The sequence below is a fragment of the Arthrobacter globiformis genome, from assembly GCF_003261175.1.
Taxonomy (GTDB): Bacteria; Actinomycetota; Actinomycetes; order Actinomycetales; family Micrococcaceae; genus Arthrobacter; species Arthrobacter globiformis_A.
This window is the reverse complement of record NZ_QLNP01000098.1, coordinates 1-16,516: the sequence shown is the minus strand read 5'-3', so window position 1 is coordinate 16,516 and position 16,516 is coordinate 1. Positions and strand designations below refer to the sequence as shown.

At 62.8% G+C, this 16,516-nt stretch carries 15 protein-coding genes and 1 pseudogene; 3 read left to right on the top strand and 13 right to left on the bottom strand.

What is annotated here, in order from left to right:
- Positions 1–3: 3 nt before the first annotated feature.
- On the top strand, positions 4–1,116 hold the full coding sequence (locus DBZ45_RS23290; RefSeq protein WP_223257152.1) for an SGNH/GDSL hydrolase family protein: 1,113 nt from the start codon (positions 4–6) through the stop codon (positions 1,114–1,116).
- Here DBZ45_RS23290 and DBZ45_RS16640 read toward each other — a convergent pair whose 3' ends face one another.
- The 9 genes from DBZ45_RS16640 to pdhA form a co-directional block, all read right to left on the bottom strand.
- Positions 1,117–1,842 (bottom strand): SGNH/GDSL hydrolase family protein, encoded by a 726-nt coding sequence (locus tag DBZ45_RS16640; protein ID WP_146617533.1) that lies wholly within the window; start codon positions 1,840–1,842, stop codon positions 1,117–1,119.
- A 61-nt stretch (positions 1,843–1,903) separates the two neighbouring features.
- On the bottom strand, positions 1,904–2,233 hold the full coding sequence (locus DBZ45_RS16635; protein ID WP_111904985.1) for a reductive dehalogenase domain-containing protein: 330 nt from the start codon (positions 2,231–2,233) through the stop codon (positions 1,904–1,906).
- Between the two features lie 54 nt (positions 2,234–2,287).
- Positions 2,288–2,431, bottom strand: a complete 144-nt coding sequence (locus tag DBZ45_RS23005; RefSeq protein WP_190243165.1) for a hypothetical protein — start codon at positions 2,429–2,431, stop codon at positions 2,288–2,290.
- Positions 2,432–2,544: 113 nt separating this feature from the next.
- Positions 2,545–3,789: a MinD/ParA family ATP-binding protein gene (locus DBZ45_RS16630; protein WP_223257125.1), complete on the bottom strand. Its 1,245-nt coding sequence runs from the start codon at positions 3,787–3,789 to the stop codon at positions 2,545–2,547.
- Positions 3,790–4,054: 265 nt separating this feature from the next.
- Positions 4,055–4,210: a hypothetical protein gene (locus DBZ45_RS23000; protein ID WP_190243164.1), complete on the bottom strand. Its 156-nt coding sequence runs from the start codon at positions 4,208–4,210 to the stop codon at positions 4,055–4,057.
- Between the two features lie 785 nt (positions 4,211–4,995).
- Positions 4,996–5,811, bottom strand: coding sequence for an MBL fold metallo-hydrolase (locus DBZ45_RS16625; RefSeq protein WP_111904984.1), 816 nt, complete (start codon positions 5,809–5,811; stop codon positions 4,996–4,998).
- Between the two features lie 366 nt (positions 5,812–6,177).
- Positions 6,178–7,704 (bottom strand): dihydrolipoamide acetyltransferase family protein, encoded by a 1,527-nt coding sequence (locus DBZ45_RS16620; RefSeq protein WP_111904983.1) that lies wholly within the window; start codon positions 7,702–7,704, stop codon positions 6,178–6,180.
- 4 nt (positions 7,705–7,708) lie between these two features.
- On the bottom strand, positions 7,709–8,821 hold the full coding sequence (locus DBZ45_RS16615) for an alpha-ketoacid dehydrogenase subunit beta (protein WP_111904982.1): 1,113 nt from the start codon (positions 8,819–8,821) through the stop codon (positions 7,709–7,711).
- Positions 8,818–10,077 (bottom strand): pyruvate dehydrogenase (acetyl-transferring) E1 component subunit alpha, encoded by a 1,260-nt coding sequence (gene pdhA / locus DBZ45_RS16610; RefSeq protein ID WP_111904981.1) that lies wholly within the window; start codon positions 10,075–10,077, stop codon positions 8,818–8,820. Before pdhA ends, DBZ45_RS16615 begins: the two co-directional genes overlap by 4 nt.
- A 158-nt stretch (positions 10,078–10,235) precedes the next feature.
- Here pdhA and DBZ45_RS16605 point away from each other — a divergent pair, with 158 nt between their 5' ends.
- Together DBZ45_RS16605 and DBZ45_RS16600 are read left to right on the top strand one after the other, a co-directional pair.
- Positions 10,236–10,700 carry an Lrp/AsnC family transcriptional regulator gene (locus DBZ45_RS16605; protein ID WP_111904980.1) on the top strand — a complete coding sequence of 155 codons (465 nt, stop codon included), beginning with the start codon at positions 10,236–10,238 and terminating at the stop codon, positions 10,698–10,700.
- Between the two features lie 288 nt (positions 10,701–10,988).
- The gene (locus DBZ45_RS16600; RefSeq protein WP_111905299.1) at positions 10,989–12,434 is read left to right on the top strand and encodes a polysaccharide biosynthesis tyrosine autokinase; all 1,446 of its coding nucleotides are present in this window, start codon (positions 10,989–10,991) and stop codon (positions 12,432–12,434) included.
- A gap of 381 nt (positions 12,435–12,815) precedes the next feature.
- Here the strand turns inward: DBZ45_RS16600 and DBZ45_RS23690 are convergent.
- The 4 genes and pseudogenes from DBZ45_RS23690 to istA all read right to left on the bottom strand — a co-directional run.
- Positions 12,816–13,151 (bottom strand): annotated as a pseudogene (locus DBZ45_RS23690) (transposase); the annotation flags it as partial.
- A 119-nt stretch (positions 13,152–13,270) separates the two neighbouring features.
- Positions 13,271–13,873 (bottom strand): IS110 family transposase, encoded by a 603-nt coding sequence (locus tag DBZ45_RS23685; protein WP_111904978.1) that lies wholly within the window; start codon positions 13,871–13,873, stop codon positions 13,271–13,273.
- Between the two features lie 134 nt (positions 13,874–14,007).
- Complete coding sequence (gene istB, locus DBZ45_RS16585) at positions 14,008–14,796, bottom strand: IS21-like element helper ATPase IstB (RefSeq protein ID WP_111902704.1); 789 nt, start codon at positions 14,794–14,796, stop codon at positions 14,008–14,010.
- On the bottom strand, positions 14,793–16,319 hold the full coding sequence (istA, locus tag DBZ45_RS16580; RefSeq protein WP_190243005.1) for an IS21 family transposase: 1,527 nt from the start codon (positions 16,317–16,319) through the stop codon (positions 14,793–14,795). The genes istB and istA overlap by 4 nt, the downstream gene beginning before the upstream one ends.
- Between the last annotated feature and the right edge of the window lie 197 nt (positions 16,320–16,516).

The window sequence follows — 16,516 nt, the reverse complement described above, 5'->3', positions numbered from 1 at the left end:
GGTATCGGATACGCCACCTGGGCGCAGGCCCTCTCCGGCCACCGTCTCCAGCTTCTGGGAAACACCGGCAAGGGCGGCTGGACCACGGGACAAATCCGGGACACCATCGGCGACGTGCTCGCACTCAAGCCCGGCTGGGTGCATGAGCTGTCCGGGACGAACAACCTTGTCAGTGACGCGCTGGTGGCCCAGGCCAAGGTGGATAAGCTCGCCATGTGGGATACCTACGAACGCGCCGGCATCCGCGTCATCGTCGGCACGCTGCCCCCGTATGGCATCTACACCGGGTCGATGCGGGTCTGGCTGGATGACCTGAACGAGTGGATCAGGCAGCAGGCGCAGAAACGCCCCAACATCGTTCTCGTGGACTACTTCGAAGTCCACGCGGGAGAACTCGGGAACTACGAAATCGGGTACAACCGCGACAACACCCACACCAACCCCATCGGGGCAGCGGCGTCCGGCAGGCTACTGGCCAACGTCATCAAGCAGCTCGTGCCGCCGCGCCGGGTTGTATCCCACGCGCAGGGCGACTCCGCCAACCTCGTCACGGCCGGAAGGTCCAAGGACGGCGGCGCGGGCACGGTTCCGACACTCTGGTCAACGCCGAACCTCGCCGCTGGGGCTTTCAGCAGGATCGCCCGCACGGACGGCGTGAATGGTCGGTGGCAGTCCATCACCGTCGCCAACGGGTCCAACGGGTCCAACGGGTCCAACGGGTCCAACGGGTCCAACGGAACCATCCAGCACAACATCGCCGTGAACGGCACAACGCTCAGCGTCGGAGATGTGGTGATCAGTGCCATCGAGTTCGACATCTCGAACCCGGACCCGGCAGCCGCCGCCAAGACGCAGGGCTTCTCCACGCGCCTCCAGGCGTACAACGGTTCCACCACCACCGACCTGGCTCAGTCGATGTGTTTCGCCCCGACCTCGACGGACAACTTCCCGTCCTGGTCCCGCTCGGGCATCCTGGTCACGCCACCGGCGACCATCCCGGCAGGGACGACGACTCTGCTGTTCCAAGTGCTGTGCAACGGCGGAGGAACCTACAACGTGGACCGGGCCACCGTGAGGAACCTGACCAAGCTCGGCCTTCCGACCAACCTCGGCTAGCTACTTGCTGGCGCTCGTCACGGCTTTCTTGATGACGGGCGCCAGCCGGTCTGCCATGTAGACGTGACCGGCGTCCGTCGGGTGCTTGCCGTCCTTGCCGATATACTGCGTTGCTTCGCCCATAAACCACTTGTCCGCGATCGGGTCCACGAACGTTGCCCTACTTGCTGCCGCGGCGTTCCGCAGCACGTCACGAATGGCCAGGACTTCAGGTGTGGGATCGTCGTTCATCCATGAGGGGCCGACGACGATTAGCTCCGCCTTGGGTGAAGCCTTCAATGCGGCGGCGTAGAGGTCGCGGGCAGCCTTGTCCACGCTGGTCACGTCCGCGGGCTGGTCGTTGATGGAGCCGAACACGAGCACGACGTCATATGGTGCGCCCTTTGCGGAGGCCAGGGCTTGCTGGAAGTTCTGGCCGGTGGGGCCGACGAGCACATAGCCGGAACCGCCGCGGGCCTGAAGATCGAGATGAAGCCGGGAACCGTCAGACGTGACTTGCGTCTGGGCCAGCACTGGCCAGCCCTTCTCTTTGTTCCCGCCCTCGTTGCTGCCGCCCGAGTACGAGTCACCGATCACCAGCAGCCGCGGCATCTTCTTCGGAGCGATAGTCGTAGTCGGGACAGGCTGCGTAGTCGCTACGGGCGCCGGGCGCATCAACGCGGCCCCGGCAACGGCGAACGCAGCAATCGCGAGCACGGCAAGCAACAGATACTTCCAACGGCGCACAAGTCCCCCAAAAAGCAGATACGGAATGCCAACATTCTACGGCCCTGAAAGAAAGTCAGCGTTACCGTCGCGTGAGAGAAGCCGCCATTTCGCCAAGCTGCCTTGCGACACCTTGCATGACGACAGGGTTTACAGCGTCCTGGAACGTTTCTCTACCCCACTCCACAGGCACGGCCCCGTTTTTTACGAGTTCATCGAACAGCGCCGAGGCCCGGACGGCAAACTTCTGCTGCCACTTCGCTCTCGTCGCCTGGCTGAATCTGTGCAGGCGGCTATTAGAGCGCTCCCAGTCTTCCCAGTCCAGTTCCGTGGTGGGATCGTCATGTGTCCGTTCCTGCAGCCAGGCCATCATCTCTCCGGACAACGCATGAGCATCCGCTGCGATGAGCATGCGCTTCGGTCGGCGCCCAGGCAAAGGCCAGTGGCAAATTGATCCAAGCCCCGCCTATGCGCCCATCGATACCGAGAGCGCGCCTATGACCCACCAGTTAGCGGTGCCTGGTGCCAAGCCGGCGGCGAACATCCCGGTCGCTGCACCCAGCAGCACCCCGCCTACACGGGCATACACCTGCCCAGCTCTGTCGGTCATGACAGGAAGCATATAGGGCTCCATAAGACCGGTGAAGTGCCCTTACAGCGGTGAGCTTGGTGACGAGGCCGACCCCGCAGGACGCCATACAGTGCGCCGTCAGTGACCGGACTCTACCGGTACCCGTCCACGATCGCAGCAGCAATCTCCTTGTACGCGCGGCGTGTCTCCGGCTTCAGGTGGTCCAGGGTGACCAGGTCGCCGTCGGCTACTCCCCTGTCATGCGGCACCGCGATCAGCTCGCGGCACATTCCGGCTAGGTGTTCCTCGATGGCGTCCTTATCCACCCGGGAGGAAACCTCGTCCTTGTCCGTGATCACCACGATCGCGTTGCGGGCGAGTTCCTCGTACCCGTGGCCGGCGAGCCACTGCAGGGTGCTCCGGGCGCGCTTTGCGCCGCTCACGGCATAGCCGGCCGCGATGATCAGGTTGTCCGCGGACTGCAGGATGCCGCTCATCGCGTTGTGCGTGACACCCGTCCCGCAGTCCGTCAGCGCCACGGAGTAGTAGCTGGAGATGAGCTTGCGGATCCGCAGGTACTCCTCAGCGGTAAGGGAATCGGACACCTCGGGGTCCTGCTCCCCGGCGATCAGGTGCAGCCGGCCGGAGTGGTGCATGTAGCGGGACAGTTCGGTAAGCGAGCTGACCGAGTCAATGTTCTTAAGCAGGTCCGTGATGGTCCGCGGGGTGGCCTTCTGGTAGATGCCCTCGCCGAGGGCGCGCTCCACGAGGTCACCCGAGTCCGGGTTAGCGTCGATGGCGCAGGGCGGGTCGCCGCGGAACTCCGCGAGGGTGAGGCCCACGCCCACTGTGGTGGACGTCTTGCCGATACCACCCTTCAGGCTGAGCACGGCGGTGTTGAAGCTGCCCTGCAGCTGGCGCGAGATCCGGCGTGCCAGCTCGTCTTCCTCACGTTCATGGGCGCTGGGGCCGAGGTTCCAGGAACCGCCGCTGGCCCGGTACAGGAAGCCCCGGAAGCCCTTCTTCGGGCGCGGCTTCTGCTCGCGGACGAACGACGTCGGCAGTGCGGTGGCATCCGCTTCTGCAACTTCGGGTTGTACCCGGCTCTCCGGGTCGCGCGACGGCGGGGCAGCCGCCGGGCGGCGGAGCGGCGTCGGCGGGGCAGCAGGCGCAGGAGGGGCGTCGCTAAGTGCGTCCGCGACGGCCGCCGCCTCCGCCCAAGACGAACTGCGGACGGGCAACGGCGGTGCGGCGGGTTCGGGTGTCACGGCGGGAAAGGTTCCTGTCCAAGCGTCGGAGCCGTCATCATTGCGGCGGCGGTAGCGGCGGCGGCGGAGCTCGGGCTGCTCCTCGTCGGTGTCGGCCTCGGCTAATCGGTCATCCACTGGTCTGGGCATGTTCGGTCCCCCCGGGACTCGCAGCAGCGTCCCGCTGCGGTGGTCATTCGGTCTGGTTCAAATAGCTATTCTAGGTGCTGGCGGAGCGCGAACTGGCCAGCACCCTTGCTAACCCCATTAGTCAGCCGCCGAAGAACACCTCTTCAGACATGCATGAGAGCAGCGGCCACCACTGACACCGTGACCACCAAGAGAATCCCCAACGCGACATAGCTCCACCACTTGGGTCGACTGCGGTGAGGGTTGATGTCGATGTAAGGCACGCCTACTTCACCGGCCCCGGGGCCACGGCGGGTACCCTGACCGCAGAGGGAGTAACGGCGCGGCGCCTTACCCGCAGCATCCAGTACAGCCCGGCGAAGGGAAGGAGCAGGCTGCCGAGCAGGCCGGACAGCGCAAGAACAAAATCTGTGAAAGCCACGGTGCAGACCTCCGTACGCGGCAGTACTTTCGACGCCTCCAGAGCAGCACTGCTCTGGGTGCGGCAAACTGACTGGAAGTGGATCCCCCATTTTCGGATCGTTCGCCAGCCTACTTAGCATTTAAGGGCGCTGTCCAATCGGACACGCCCGCCTCGCCAAGTCAGTCAAATATTCACTTATCGAGCCGGACCAGACCGGCTGTGTCGCTATCTCCGAAGGGCCAACACCACCACCACAGCAGTTGTCGCCGCCAGGGCTGCGAGCCCAATGTAGGACAGCGCACGAAGCCGGCGGCTGCGGAGCTCCCTCCGCGATCCCCTACCGTACCGAGCACCCCCATATGTCCTCACGCAAGAGATGGTAGATACCCAAGCTCAAGGAAAGCTCAGGCAATCCTCAAGAATGGCTCAAGGAGCGCACTGGCACCCAGGAGTAGTCAACTGCCGTCGCGGGTAGCGATGGTGGCATCGTGGCTGCGGGTTCTCCGCCGCAGTGGCTGAGGGTGCCGAGCTGAACGGTCGAGGAGTGGCGGGAGCGGCTCCACTGGCAGTCCGGCTACGGCCGCCCTTGAGCGCTGCTTCACTCGGGGCATGTCCTGCTGGTCCAGCCAGGAGCGCTCTGGGAATGGGTCATCAGCCACGACGTATTGCTCGACGAAGCGGCGAAAGGCTCCACTGATTCCGGTGTTCATGAAGCAAACCTAGGGAGGTTTGTCGCGTGCCCCCAGCGTAGTTACTACCTGTCTTTCCGTGTGTCAGGTACCCGAAAGCAGGGAGTACTCGGATCAGTGCTGCGAGCGGGTCTCTTGCAGCCGCTTGATGAACCAGCGGGATTGCTCAGGTCCGTACGGCAGAACCGGAATGGCCTTGGTGGCGTCTGCAGGAGTGTCACGGATTGACTGCCGCGCCTGCCGGACGGCCGTAGTCATGGTGTCGGCCATGGTCTTCACGAACCGGTCGCTACAGGGTTCGCCGTGCCCCGGGACTAGGAACTCGTAGCGGTGCCGGAGAGCCGAGAGGTGCCGGAGCGCGTCGGCCCACTCCTCCGGGTAAGAATCTTCGAAAGACGGGTACGACCCCTGTTCTACGAGGTCGCCAGCGAACAGGGTGGTGGTGGTACCCACCAGGAGGTCACCGTCTGTATGCCCGCGGCCCAGGTGGAACAGCGTGACAGTCTGCCCCCCGAGGTCCACGAGCACGGGCTGGTCACGGACGATTGCGTTGGGGACGACGATCTCCACGTGCTCGCCGTCGCCAGCAGCCATTTCAGGTTCGGTCTCCGTGACCTCACTGCGCTGTGCTTCGCCGTCCTCACCGATCTCCTCGGCGCAGTTCTCGTGCGCCCAGAACTCCTCGACGCCGGCCTCGGTGAAGACCGCGTTGCCAAAGAAGTGGTCATAGTGTGCGTGGGTGTTCACCACCACAAGCGGCAGCCGGGTCTTCTCCCGCACGGCGTCCAGGATTTCCTTGCCTTGCCTCGGTCCACATCCAGTGTCGATCACCATGGCCCGTTCGGTTCCTACGATCAGGCCGGTGTTGAGCTTTGAACCTTCAGTCACCAGCACATAGTTGTCCGCGCCGACGTCGAGCCATCGTGACATTGTTTCTCCATACATCAGGGGACCATCTGCGATCTTCTGGCCTCGATTGTACTCATCTAGCTTGGGATTATCAGGGAAGCGCCTATAGCGCCAGACCGGCGGGAACCCAGCGCGTAGCCGCAAATTCACTCATTCGAAACACCGCGCTAGGTATAATCTGGCCATGGGGACTAAACAACAGAAGCACTTCTGCGAGACCTGCAATACGATCACCAACCACGTCACGTCATACAAGGATGACGGAAGAGGGCTCGTGGCTCTCGTAAGGTGCAGCGACCACTCAGACACAACGCTGTAGGACCTACAGTCCTTCGCCGCCGAAAGCGGCGGCGAAGGACCGATCACCTGAATGCCGATACGTTCGTTTTATAAATCGGCCAAAAGCGAAGTCGGGCCCTCGATCGCATCCGCAACATAACGAAGGAATCCGGCTGCCGTACCGCCATCGCAGACGCGGTGGTCAAAGGTCAGCGTCAGCTCAGTGACTTTGCGGACGGCAAGGTCGCCTTCGACGACCCACGGCTTGTCGATAATCCTGCCAATTCCGAGGATAGCCACCTCGGGATAATTGATGATTGCCGCCGAACCATCCACGCCAAACACGCCATAGTTATTAAGCGTGAAGGTTCCGCTGCCCAGTTCCGTTGGGGTCGCCTTGCCGTCGCGCACGACGGCGGTCAGCCGCTTAATTTCTTCGTCGAGTTTGCTTGCACTCAGTTTCTCAGCGTTGCGGATAGAAGGCACCACCAACCCCCGGTCCGTTTGAGCGGCGAACCCTAGGTTCACCCCATCAAACGCCAGGATCTCCTGGGACTCCCCGCCAGAGGTGTCCTCCCTGCTGACGAAGCGGGTGTTCAGCTCCGGATACTTCTTCAAGCCTGCGGTGACAAAGCGGGCAATGAAGGCAAGCAGCCCTGGGGTACCACTCGGGCCGGATTTCTTGAGTTCCGTACGTAGGTTCACAAGGGCCGTGGCATCAACGTCGACCCAAACTGTTGCTTCGGGTATTTCCGAGCGGCTTCGGGACATGTTGGCAGCTACGGCTTTGCGGACGCCTCGTACAGGTGTGCGACTGGTGATTCCCAGGCCAGTGCGAGTGTCGATGGCGTGCGTTGCTTCAGCTGGCCTGGTTTCGCCAGGCTCAACTGATGGGGCCTCGGCTGGCTTGGCTTCGACAGGCTCGATGACCCGCGCATTGATTGCCGCCTCGACATCACGTCGCAGGATCAGACCGCTGTCCCCGGAGCCGTGCATGGGCCCGAGGTCTACGCCGTGCTCCTTGGCCATTCGGCGGACAAGCGGAGAGATGACAGCACCGAGTTTCCCGGGGACTCGGGTGCGCAGGAGGAGAGCATCGTCTGCTGGGCTGGTGAGCTTATTCTCGGAGTCCGGGCGCTTGGTTTCGACAGGCTCAGCCGGCCGATTTACGCGGCGTGGCCGGGTTCGCCGGACAGTTGCCGTGCCGCCAGGCGTTCCGTAGCCAATGAGGACGTTGCCTGAGCCCGCCCTTTCTTCAGTCCGGTAGGTTTCGGCTGCCGCGGTTTCCGAGGCTTCGACAGTCTCAATGACGGGGGTTTCGCTTGCGGCCGCTTGGAATTCGACGGGTTCGGCCAGTGGGGTGCTGGTTCCGAACGGCTCAACCAGCGGCGCCAATGGAGTCACGGAGATCAGGGGCTTGCCTACGTCCAGGGTTTGACCCGGTTCACCATGCAGTTTGGCGACGGTGCCGGCGTACGGAGAAGGGACCTCCACCACTGATTTTGCGGTTTCCACTTCGGCGATGGGCTGATCCACTCGGATTTCGTCGCCGACCGCCACGAGCCAGTTCAAGAGCTCGGCTTCTGTCAGCCCTTCGCCGAGGTCGGGCAGGAGGAATACCTTCGTTTCCGTCATTTGATCAGTCTTCCCACTGGAGGTCGTCTACGGCGTCGAGGATGCGGTCCACGCCGGGCAGGTAGTGGTGCTCGAGCTTTGGTGCCGGGTAGGGAACATCAAAGCCCGTGACTCGGCGGATGGGCGCGGCCAGGTAATGGAAGCAGCGTTCCTGGATACGGGCCACGATCTCGGAGGAGACAGAGGCGAAGCCGTGAGCCTCCGCGATCACCACAGCCCGGCCGGTCTTCCGGACGGAAGCGGCCACCGTGGCGTCGTCGAACGGCACGATGGTCCGGATGTCGATGACCTCGAGCGATCGCCCTTCTTCGGCGGCTGCTGCGGCGGCGGCAAGTGCCGTCGGGACAGAGGGACCATATGCGATGAGCGTCGCGTCGGTGCCCGAGCGGGCGACAGCGGCGCGGCCCTCGGTGGCCTCGCGGCCGTCGGCCTGCCGCCCGTACTCCGCCCGGAGCGCATCCAGGTCCACCAGGTCCTTGGACCAGTAGAGCTTCTTTGGCTCCATGAACATCACGGGGTCGTCAGAGTCGATGGCTTCCCGGAGCATGCGGTAGGCGTCGGCCACCGTGGCCGGTGTGTAAACCTTCAGACCGGCGGTGTGGGCGTAGTAGGACTCGGAGGAGTCACAGTGGTGCTCCACTCCCCCGATGCCGCCGGCGTAGGGAACGCGGATGACCATGGGCAGCTTGACCCGGCCCTTGGTGCGGTTGTGCATCTTGGCCACGTGGCTGACGATCTGCTCGAAAGCCGGGTAGGCGAACGCGTCGAACTGCATTTCGATGACCGGCCGCATGCCGTTGATGGCCATACCCACGGCCATACCGACGATTCCCGACTCAGCCAGGGGCGTGTCGAAGCAGCGCTGTTCGCCGAAGGTTTTCATGAGTCCGTCGGTGATGCGGAAGACACCGCCCAGCATGCCGACATCCTCGCCGAAGACCAGGACAGAATCGTCCGCGTGCATGGCATCCGCCATCGCAGTGTTCAGCGCCTTCGCCATGGTGACAGGCTGTGGTCCGGCTTCCTCGGCGTTTGCCGCAGCGGAGGCAGCAGCGCGAGCGGTGGCCGAGCTGACGTTGCCGTTGGCCTCGGACGAAGTGGTGATTGTGGGGCTCATTTATCGGTTTCCTCTTCGGATATTGCACCGGCAGCATCGCGGGCGAGCTCGTCCGCGAGCAGAGCCGACTGCTGAGCGAGTTGCGGCGTCGGCGTTGCAAAGACATGTTTGAACAGGTCCTGGGGGTCGACGCGGACGTCTTCGCCGAGGCCGGTACGGAGCTGCGTGGCAACTGCCTCTGCCTTTTCGGCAATCCGGGCGTCACCGCCGTCGTCCAGCACTCCTTTGTCTGTGAGGTATTTCTTCATCCGTGTGAGCGGATCTCTGGCAACCCATTGGGCCACCTCGGTGTCCTGGCGGTAGCGGGTGGCGTCGTCCGCGTTGGTGTGGGCCTGCATGCGGTAGGTGTGGGCTTCGACGAGAAGCGGGCCGGAGCCTTCGCGGGCGAGCTTGACGGCGCGGTCCAGCACGGCGAGAAGGGCGACGACATCGTTGCCGTCCACGCGTTCCCCCGCCATGCCGTAGCCCACGGCCTTATGGGCGAGTGACGGTGCGACGGACTGGTGGGCCAGGGGCACGGAGATGGCGTACTGGTTGTTCTGCACGAAGAAGATCACCGGCAGGTGGAAGACGGCGGCGAAGTTCAGGGCTTCGTGGAAGTCGCCTTCGCTGGTGGCGCCGTCCCCGCACATGGCCAGCACTACCGTGTCCTCGCCGCGTAGCTTGGCCGCGTGCGCGACGCCGACGGCGTGGAGCAGCTGCGTGGTGAGCGGCGTGCACTGGATGCCGACTTTGTGCTTCAGCGGGTCGTAGCCGCCGTGCCAGTCTCCGCGGAAGATGGTCATGGCCTCGATCGGGTCCACGCCGCGGGCCATGACGGCAACCGCGTCTCGGTAGGTGGGGAACATCCAGTCACCTTCTGCCAGGCAGAGGGCCGCCGCGATCTGGCAGGCCTCCTGGCCGTGGCTGGAAGGGTAGACGGCCATGCGGCCCTGGCGGACCAGCGCGGAGTTCTGGTCGTTGACCCGCCTTCCGACAACGAGCTGTTCATAGGCGGCCAGCAGTTCCTCGTCCCCGGGCAACGGGTACTCATGACCCGGTTCAGCGCCCTGCTCGGAGTGGTGCTTCAGGTTGCCTTCCTGGTCCACCATCTGGATCTGATGGCGGGCCGGCAGCATGTAGTCCTCTGCGGTGATGCCAAACTTGCGCACGGCATCGACAGCCGCCCCTGACAGATATGTGGCCTCGGCCTGTTCCGGTGCCGGTTGGTCCCCGCTCATTTCACCACGAGCACTTCGGTCTGCGGAGATCGTCATCGGTCCGTCCTTCTGTAGCCACTATTCGCTTTCAGTATGGAACGGGAGATTGTTTCGTATCCAGCCTCACAGCGAATCATGGAGAAGTACGTTCACTTCGCCTAGTCTGAAAGACGAATCGCATTTGTGAGCTAGGTAACCGGGAGAGTTGTAAACACATGGCCGAGACGGACGACGAGCAGACGGCTGTGCCGCTTGACGACGTGGACCGCAACATCATTGCCGAGCTGACACGTGACGGCCGGATGTCCGTTACACACGTTGCGGAGAACGTCCATATTTCCCGGGCCCACGCCTATACGCGGATTGCGCGGCTGACGGGCCAGGGTGTGCTGACGAAGTTCACGGCCCTGGTTGATCCGATAAAGGCCGGCCTGAAGTCCTCTGCCTACGTGACTCTCAAAGTGCAGCAGCATTCGTGGCGGGAACTGCGGGAGCAGCTTCGGGTGATTCCCGAGGTGCACCACATCGCTTTGGTGGGCGGGGACTTCGACGTCATCCTGCTGGTGCGGGCAGTAGACAACGTGCACCTACGGCGGGTGATCTTTGATCTGCTGCAGTCCATGCCGGGAGTGCTGGATACGCAGACGTTCTTGGTGTTTGAAGACGTAGATACGCGGTGATTACGTTGTGGAGACGGATTGCGGCTGCAAAGGCGCCGAAGCTGTCGTGGATTCAGCGACGTTAGGCGCTTCAGATAAGTTGAGAGGCTCCCTAGCCATCAGGCTACTACTACCGCAGGTCAGGTAAGAGCCTGACCCACAAACGCCGTGCCGGTTCCGCGCACCCGACGGACGCTGGTAATCGGAATCCGTCATTGGGTGGGTAGAATCAAGGTGCTCGCATGCAAATGCCTTTATCGTGGCTTGCCTCTATGGCTGTGCCAGTCAGTGCTTCAGGGGGACCCCGGTTTGGATCTACACGAATACTTGAGAATCCTCAGCCGCAATTGGATCTTGATTGCTGCGACGGCCTTGGTTGGAATACTCATAGGCGGCGCAGCCTCGGTACTAGCGAAGCCGGTCTATACGTCCGAGACCCAGCTTTTCGTGGCCATCCAAAGCTCAGGTTCGGTTCAAGAGCTCCAACAGGGTAATACGTTCAGCCAGGCTCGTGTTCAGTCCTACGTTAAAACAGTTGAATCCCCGATTGTGCTACAACCGGTCGTAGATGCACTGGGCTTGCCTCTGACGGCAGACGAACTCGCTACCCGCGTTACTGCAACCACGGATCTTAACACCGTACTGATTAACATTGCCGTAAATGACACATCTCCGGTTCAGGCAGCTGCAATAGCTCAAGCTACCGCTGACAGCCTCGTCAAAGCAGTCGACACACTTGAAAAGCCCAAGGCCGGTGGTGAATCGCCGGTTAGCCTATCAATAATCAAGCCAGCAATAGCGCCGACGTCGCCCTCAGCTCCGAACACACGCCTGAACTTGCTTTTTGGCCTGCTCGCTGGCTTGGGAATCGGGCTGGGGTCTGCAGTGCTACGGTCGACCCTAGACAACAGGGTCAGGAGTGAAGCGGATCTCCGACGAGTAACCGATGCCCCATTGCTGGGGGGTATCTCCTTTGACCAAGATGCAACGAAGAGGCCCCTGCTTACGCAAGCGTCCCCCCAAAGCCCCAGGGCGGAGTCATTCCGTCAACTGAGGACGAACCTTCAGTTTGCCAACGTCGCGGGCAGTGCCAACACCCTGCTGATAACTTCTTCCCTGCCGGGAGAGGGCAAGAGCACAACTGCTACAAACCTCGCTATAGCTTGTGCCCAAGCCGGGCAGAGCGTCTGCCTCGTCGATGCCGATCTGCGGCGCCCCATGGTGAATGACTACTTGGGACTAGAAAGAAATGTTGGACTCACGACTGCACTTTTGGGCACAGCAGACGTGAATGACATCATCCAGCCATGGGGGGATGACAACCTTTATGTGCTGGCGTCCGGTCGCATTCCCCCCAACCCTAGTGAGTTGCTCGGCTCCGATGAGATGCGACAACTAATTCTTCGTTTGGAAAGTGTGTTCGACATCGTCATCCTGGATGCTCCACCCCTTCTCCCGGTGACAGATGCAGCCGTCCTTTCACAACATGTTGGCGGAGTGGTTGTCGTCGTAGGATCCCAAAAACTTCGCCAGAACGATCTCGAAAAATCGTTGACCGCCCTCGAGCTGGTCGGCGCTAAAGTGCTCGGCATCGTACTGAACAGGCTCCCGTCCAAGGGACCGGACGCTTACAGGTACGGCTACTACAGCCACGACATGGAGCCGACGCGGAAACAGTCACGTAAGATGAATGGGCGAAGCGAGGTTTTCGTGCCTAGGTCTGCTGACCGAGCTAATGATGTGGTCGGGCACTAACCCTCGTTTTCGAGGACAAAACAATGAATAGGCGTGCTGTACTTGCAACAACCAGAAAGCACATTCCAATGAGGGTCCAAGTTCATTGTTCGAGGCCTCATAACTGCACCGGAATAAACGAGAGATATCGTCCAACTTTATTCAAATATGCTCGCTTCCAGGGTTCGGGAACCTGATGAAGCACCCGCGCGGGGTATCGCCTCAACCCCAACGGTTTCGGCGGCCCGTTTGGATCACTGTCTAATAGGGCAAGACTTCTTCATAGTTGAGTTGGGGCTGCTCGACGCGCCGGCGGCCAGGTGGGGCGACGGCTCGCATCCAGCCCAGATCGTTTGTACAAGCCAACACCCTTGGGGAGGCGCTCGTACAAGGCGTACGCCTCTAACAGCCCAAGCTGGCTGAGTCAGCTGCGGACGTATAGCAGAACAGCCAAAAGCAGCATGGAAGGGACGAGCGGCCAGAGATCAGGACTTTGACCTGCCGTTCGTTGAGGCTAAGTGTTTGTACCAAGAGAGCGAAGACTTGGGGCGCGATATCGCGCTTGAGGCAGCGCATGATCTCTCGCTTATCGAGGCCTTCAGCCGTTCGTCTGGCGGCGTAGTCTTTGGTGCGCTGGTCGTATCTCATTCTTACTAACACGATGTGGTGAAGCGCGGAGTTGGCCTTCCGGTCGCCGCCCCGATTCAGACGGCTCCGATCTGTCTTCCCCGACGAAGCAGGCCGGGGACAAGTTCAGGTCAGGGCCGCGAACTGGTTTTCGCTTCTCAGTCGCGCAATGTTGTCGCCAGCGGTGATGAGCAGTTGGTCGCCGGTATCGGTGCCGGCACCAAAGACGTTCATGATGCCAGGTGCATAGGCCTTAAGGAGGCGGTCGATTTGAGCTGAGAGATCCCGAGCCTGCTCATCGAGTTCCTGGTAGCGCCTGGCCAACAGGCGCAGCGCGTAGCGGGTGCATTCTTCTGAGGTGACTGGCCGCCGCTGATGCGGGTGGCAGCCAGCGCCGCGACGAGCCGCGGTGTTGTCAACGACCTGGATGGTGAGCGTGCATTATCAGGGGAACTGATGAGCATAGCTTTGATCTGGTTGATGGTTGCCGTGCGATCCCGCAAGGCAGATTCTCGAACCGTCCTCAGGCTTCGCAGGGCTTCGACGAGCCCGTTGCGGCCCTTCGGTGCAGCGCTTGCTCGGCCGCTCATGACTGCTTCCGCAGCGCTGGAAGCGTCGAGCTGATCCGTCTTCCCCCGCCGCCTGCGTTGATCACGGTAGGGCTGATTGACCTCGACGACCTCAAATCTTGCTCGCGCCAGCTGCCGGGCTATTACTGCGCCATAGCTGCCCGTGCATTCAACTCTGATGCTAGGAGCGATGCCGTTGGCGCGGATGAACTTGATGCTCCTCCGGTATCCACCGGCGGTCGCTGGAAACTCCTGGTCTGTCAGCTGTCAATGGCCAGTAGTTTGTGCCCACGGGCGGCCAGTTAATGTGCCCGCTGGTGGCCAGTAAAACTGCCCGGTGATGGCCAACAGATCTGCCCACTGAAGGTTTCGGCGGGGTTGGCCATCGTGGGGTCGTGTCAGTTCAGTTGGGTGACTCCTTTTCCCGCGAGGGCCTGGGTGAGGCGGATGGAATCGCCGCTGGTCTGGCAGACATGGGCGTGGTGCAGCAGCCGGTCCACGGTGGCGGTGGCCAGGGTTTTGGGCATGAGCTCGTCAAAGCCTGCCGGGTGAAGGTTCGATGAGATCGCGACGGAGCGCTTTTCGTAGGCTGCGTCCACGACCCGGTAGAGGCCTTCGGCGGCGTCGGTGGCCACCGGCAGGAGCCCGATGTCATCGATCACGACGAGTTCGGCGCGTAGGATTCTGGCGACGGCCCGGGTGACGCTGTCGTCGGTGCGGTGGGCCCGGATCAGGGCGCCGAGGTCCTCGAGCCTGAACCAGGCCACGCGCATGCCGGCTTCGACGGCTTGCTGGCCGAGGGCTTCGAGGAAGAATGTTTTCCCCGTGCCGGACGGTCCGCAGACGACCAGGTTCTCCCGCCGGCCGATCCATTCCAGGGTGCGCAGGGCCTGCTGGGTCGGCGCGGGGATCGAGGAGACGGCGGGGTCCCAGGCGTCGAAGGTTTTCCCCGTGGGGAAGCCTGCTGCCTTGCGCCGGGTGGCGAGCATGGACCGGGCCCGGCCGGCTGTTTCCTCGGTGAACAGTGCCTTGATGATCTCTGCCGGTTCCCAGCGCTGGGCGCGTGCGGTCGCAATCAGCTCCGGGGCCAAAGCCCGGGCGTGGGGCATTTTGAGCTGCCGCATCAGTGCTTCGAGTTCGGCCGGCAGGGGCGGGGCGGTCGTGTTCGTGGTGCTGACAGGGCTCATCGGTTCTGCTCCTTCACAGGGGCGGGTTCAGTGCCCAGGCCGGCCCATGCACTGGTGCCCTGGGTCAGGGACCGGGTCTCGTCCGCGGCGTGGGTAGTGGTGCGTCGGATGTTGGCGTTCAGGATCGAGGCCAGATCGCCGTGAGCGAAGCGGCCATGAAGCGCGGCGTCACCCAGGGCCCGGTCCACCGCCTCGGCGCCGGCGATTTTGGCCAGCGTCACGGCCTCAGCCATTTTCACGTTCATCCGGGCCGTCCCGGTCCCGGCGGCTTCCACGAGCCAGGTCCTCGCGCCCTCGCCGATGGCAAGGAACTCGGCCTCACCGGCGTTGCGGGCCTTCACTGCGTAGTCGCCCGGGATCCTGGTCCTGGTTCCGGGAAAGTGCTCTTCGATGATCGCGGGGCTGCCGGGCCTGGCCCGGTGATGACGGGCGACCTCGACCGGACCGGCGGAGCCGTGGTGGACGATGATGACCTGTTCATCGGGCCCGGTGCCGTGGGAGCGGACGAACACCCTCGCGCCGAGCAGATGCGCGGGCACGGAGTACTGGGCGTTCTCGAAGGTGACCATCGGGGTGTTCTCCGGGACGGTGCGGGCCACTCCGAACGCGACCGTGTGCGCGGTCTCCGGGATCCGGTGCAGCCGGAGCTGTTCCTCTGCCAGCACCGCTGCCGGTTTGCGCCGGATGGTGCGGTGCTCCCGGTTGTTCACCTCGTCCATGAATGCCTCGCAGGCCGCCTCGAGAGCGGTGAAGGAACCGTAGTCCGCCCGCAGGTTGGTCTCTTTTGGGACGATATCGGCCTTGGCTAGCTTCACGGACGCTTCGACCCCGCCCTTGGTGGCGGGGTCCGCCGGCTGGCAGGTCAGCACTGTGACCCCGTAGTGGCGGGCGAAGTCCAGGGTTTGCTGGTTCCGCACCGGCACCCCGGCCACGTGGGCCGTGGTCACAGTTTTCTCGTTGTCCGTGAGGACATAGGTCGGTGCCCCGCCCAGGATCCGGAAGCAGCGGTCCAGAGCGGCGAACACGCTCGGCGCGGTCCGGTCCCGCAACGGGATCACGATCCTGAACCTCGAGAACGCCAGCCAGGCCACGAACAGGATGGTCTTCACCCCGCCGATCCGTGGTCCGTCGCCGAAGTCGTACTGCAGCCACATCCCGGGCTCGGTGATCCACGGTCGGTGAACGCGGGTGTGTCCCAGCCGCCACGCGGCCTTGACCTGCGCGATCGCCCGGCGGGTGGATCGCTCGGACCCCGCGTAACCCATGGCGAGGAGCTTCGCGTGGGCTTTATCGGCACGGATCCGTCCTTTGGACGCCTCGACCCATTCCTCGATCTTGGGCAGGTAAGTGTCCGTGACCCGGGGCCTGGGCGCGGGTTCGGCGATCGGCCGGCCGGCGTCCCGTGCCGCTACATGCCTGGCTACAGTGTGGTGCGAACAGCCCGTGAGCTCGGCCGTGGCGCGCAACGATCCGGTCAGATCGTAGGCAGCAAGAATTTCCATGATTTCTCCGTCATGCTTCATACAGGGCCTCTTCCTGGGACGACATTTGGTGCGACTAGACACCGTCATCAAATCCCGGGGAGAGGCCCCCACCGCTTAAGACGCGGCAGGTTCAGTAAGGAAGTGGGCAGATCTCATGGCCACCAACGGGCAGTTCTACTGGCCGTCAGTGGGCATTTCCGTGGCCGCCTACGGGCAGTTTTTCATGGCCGCTAACA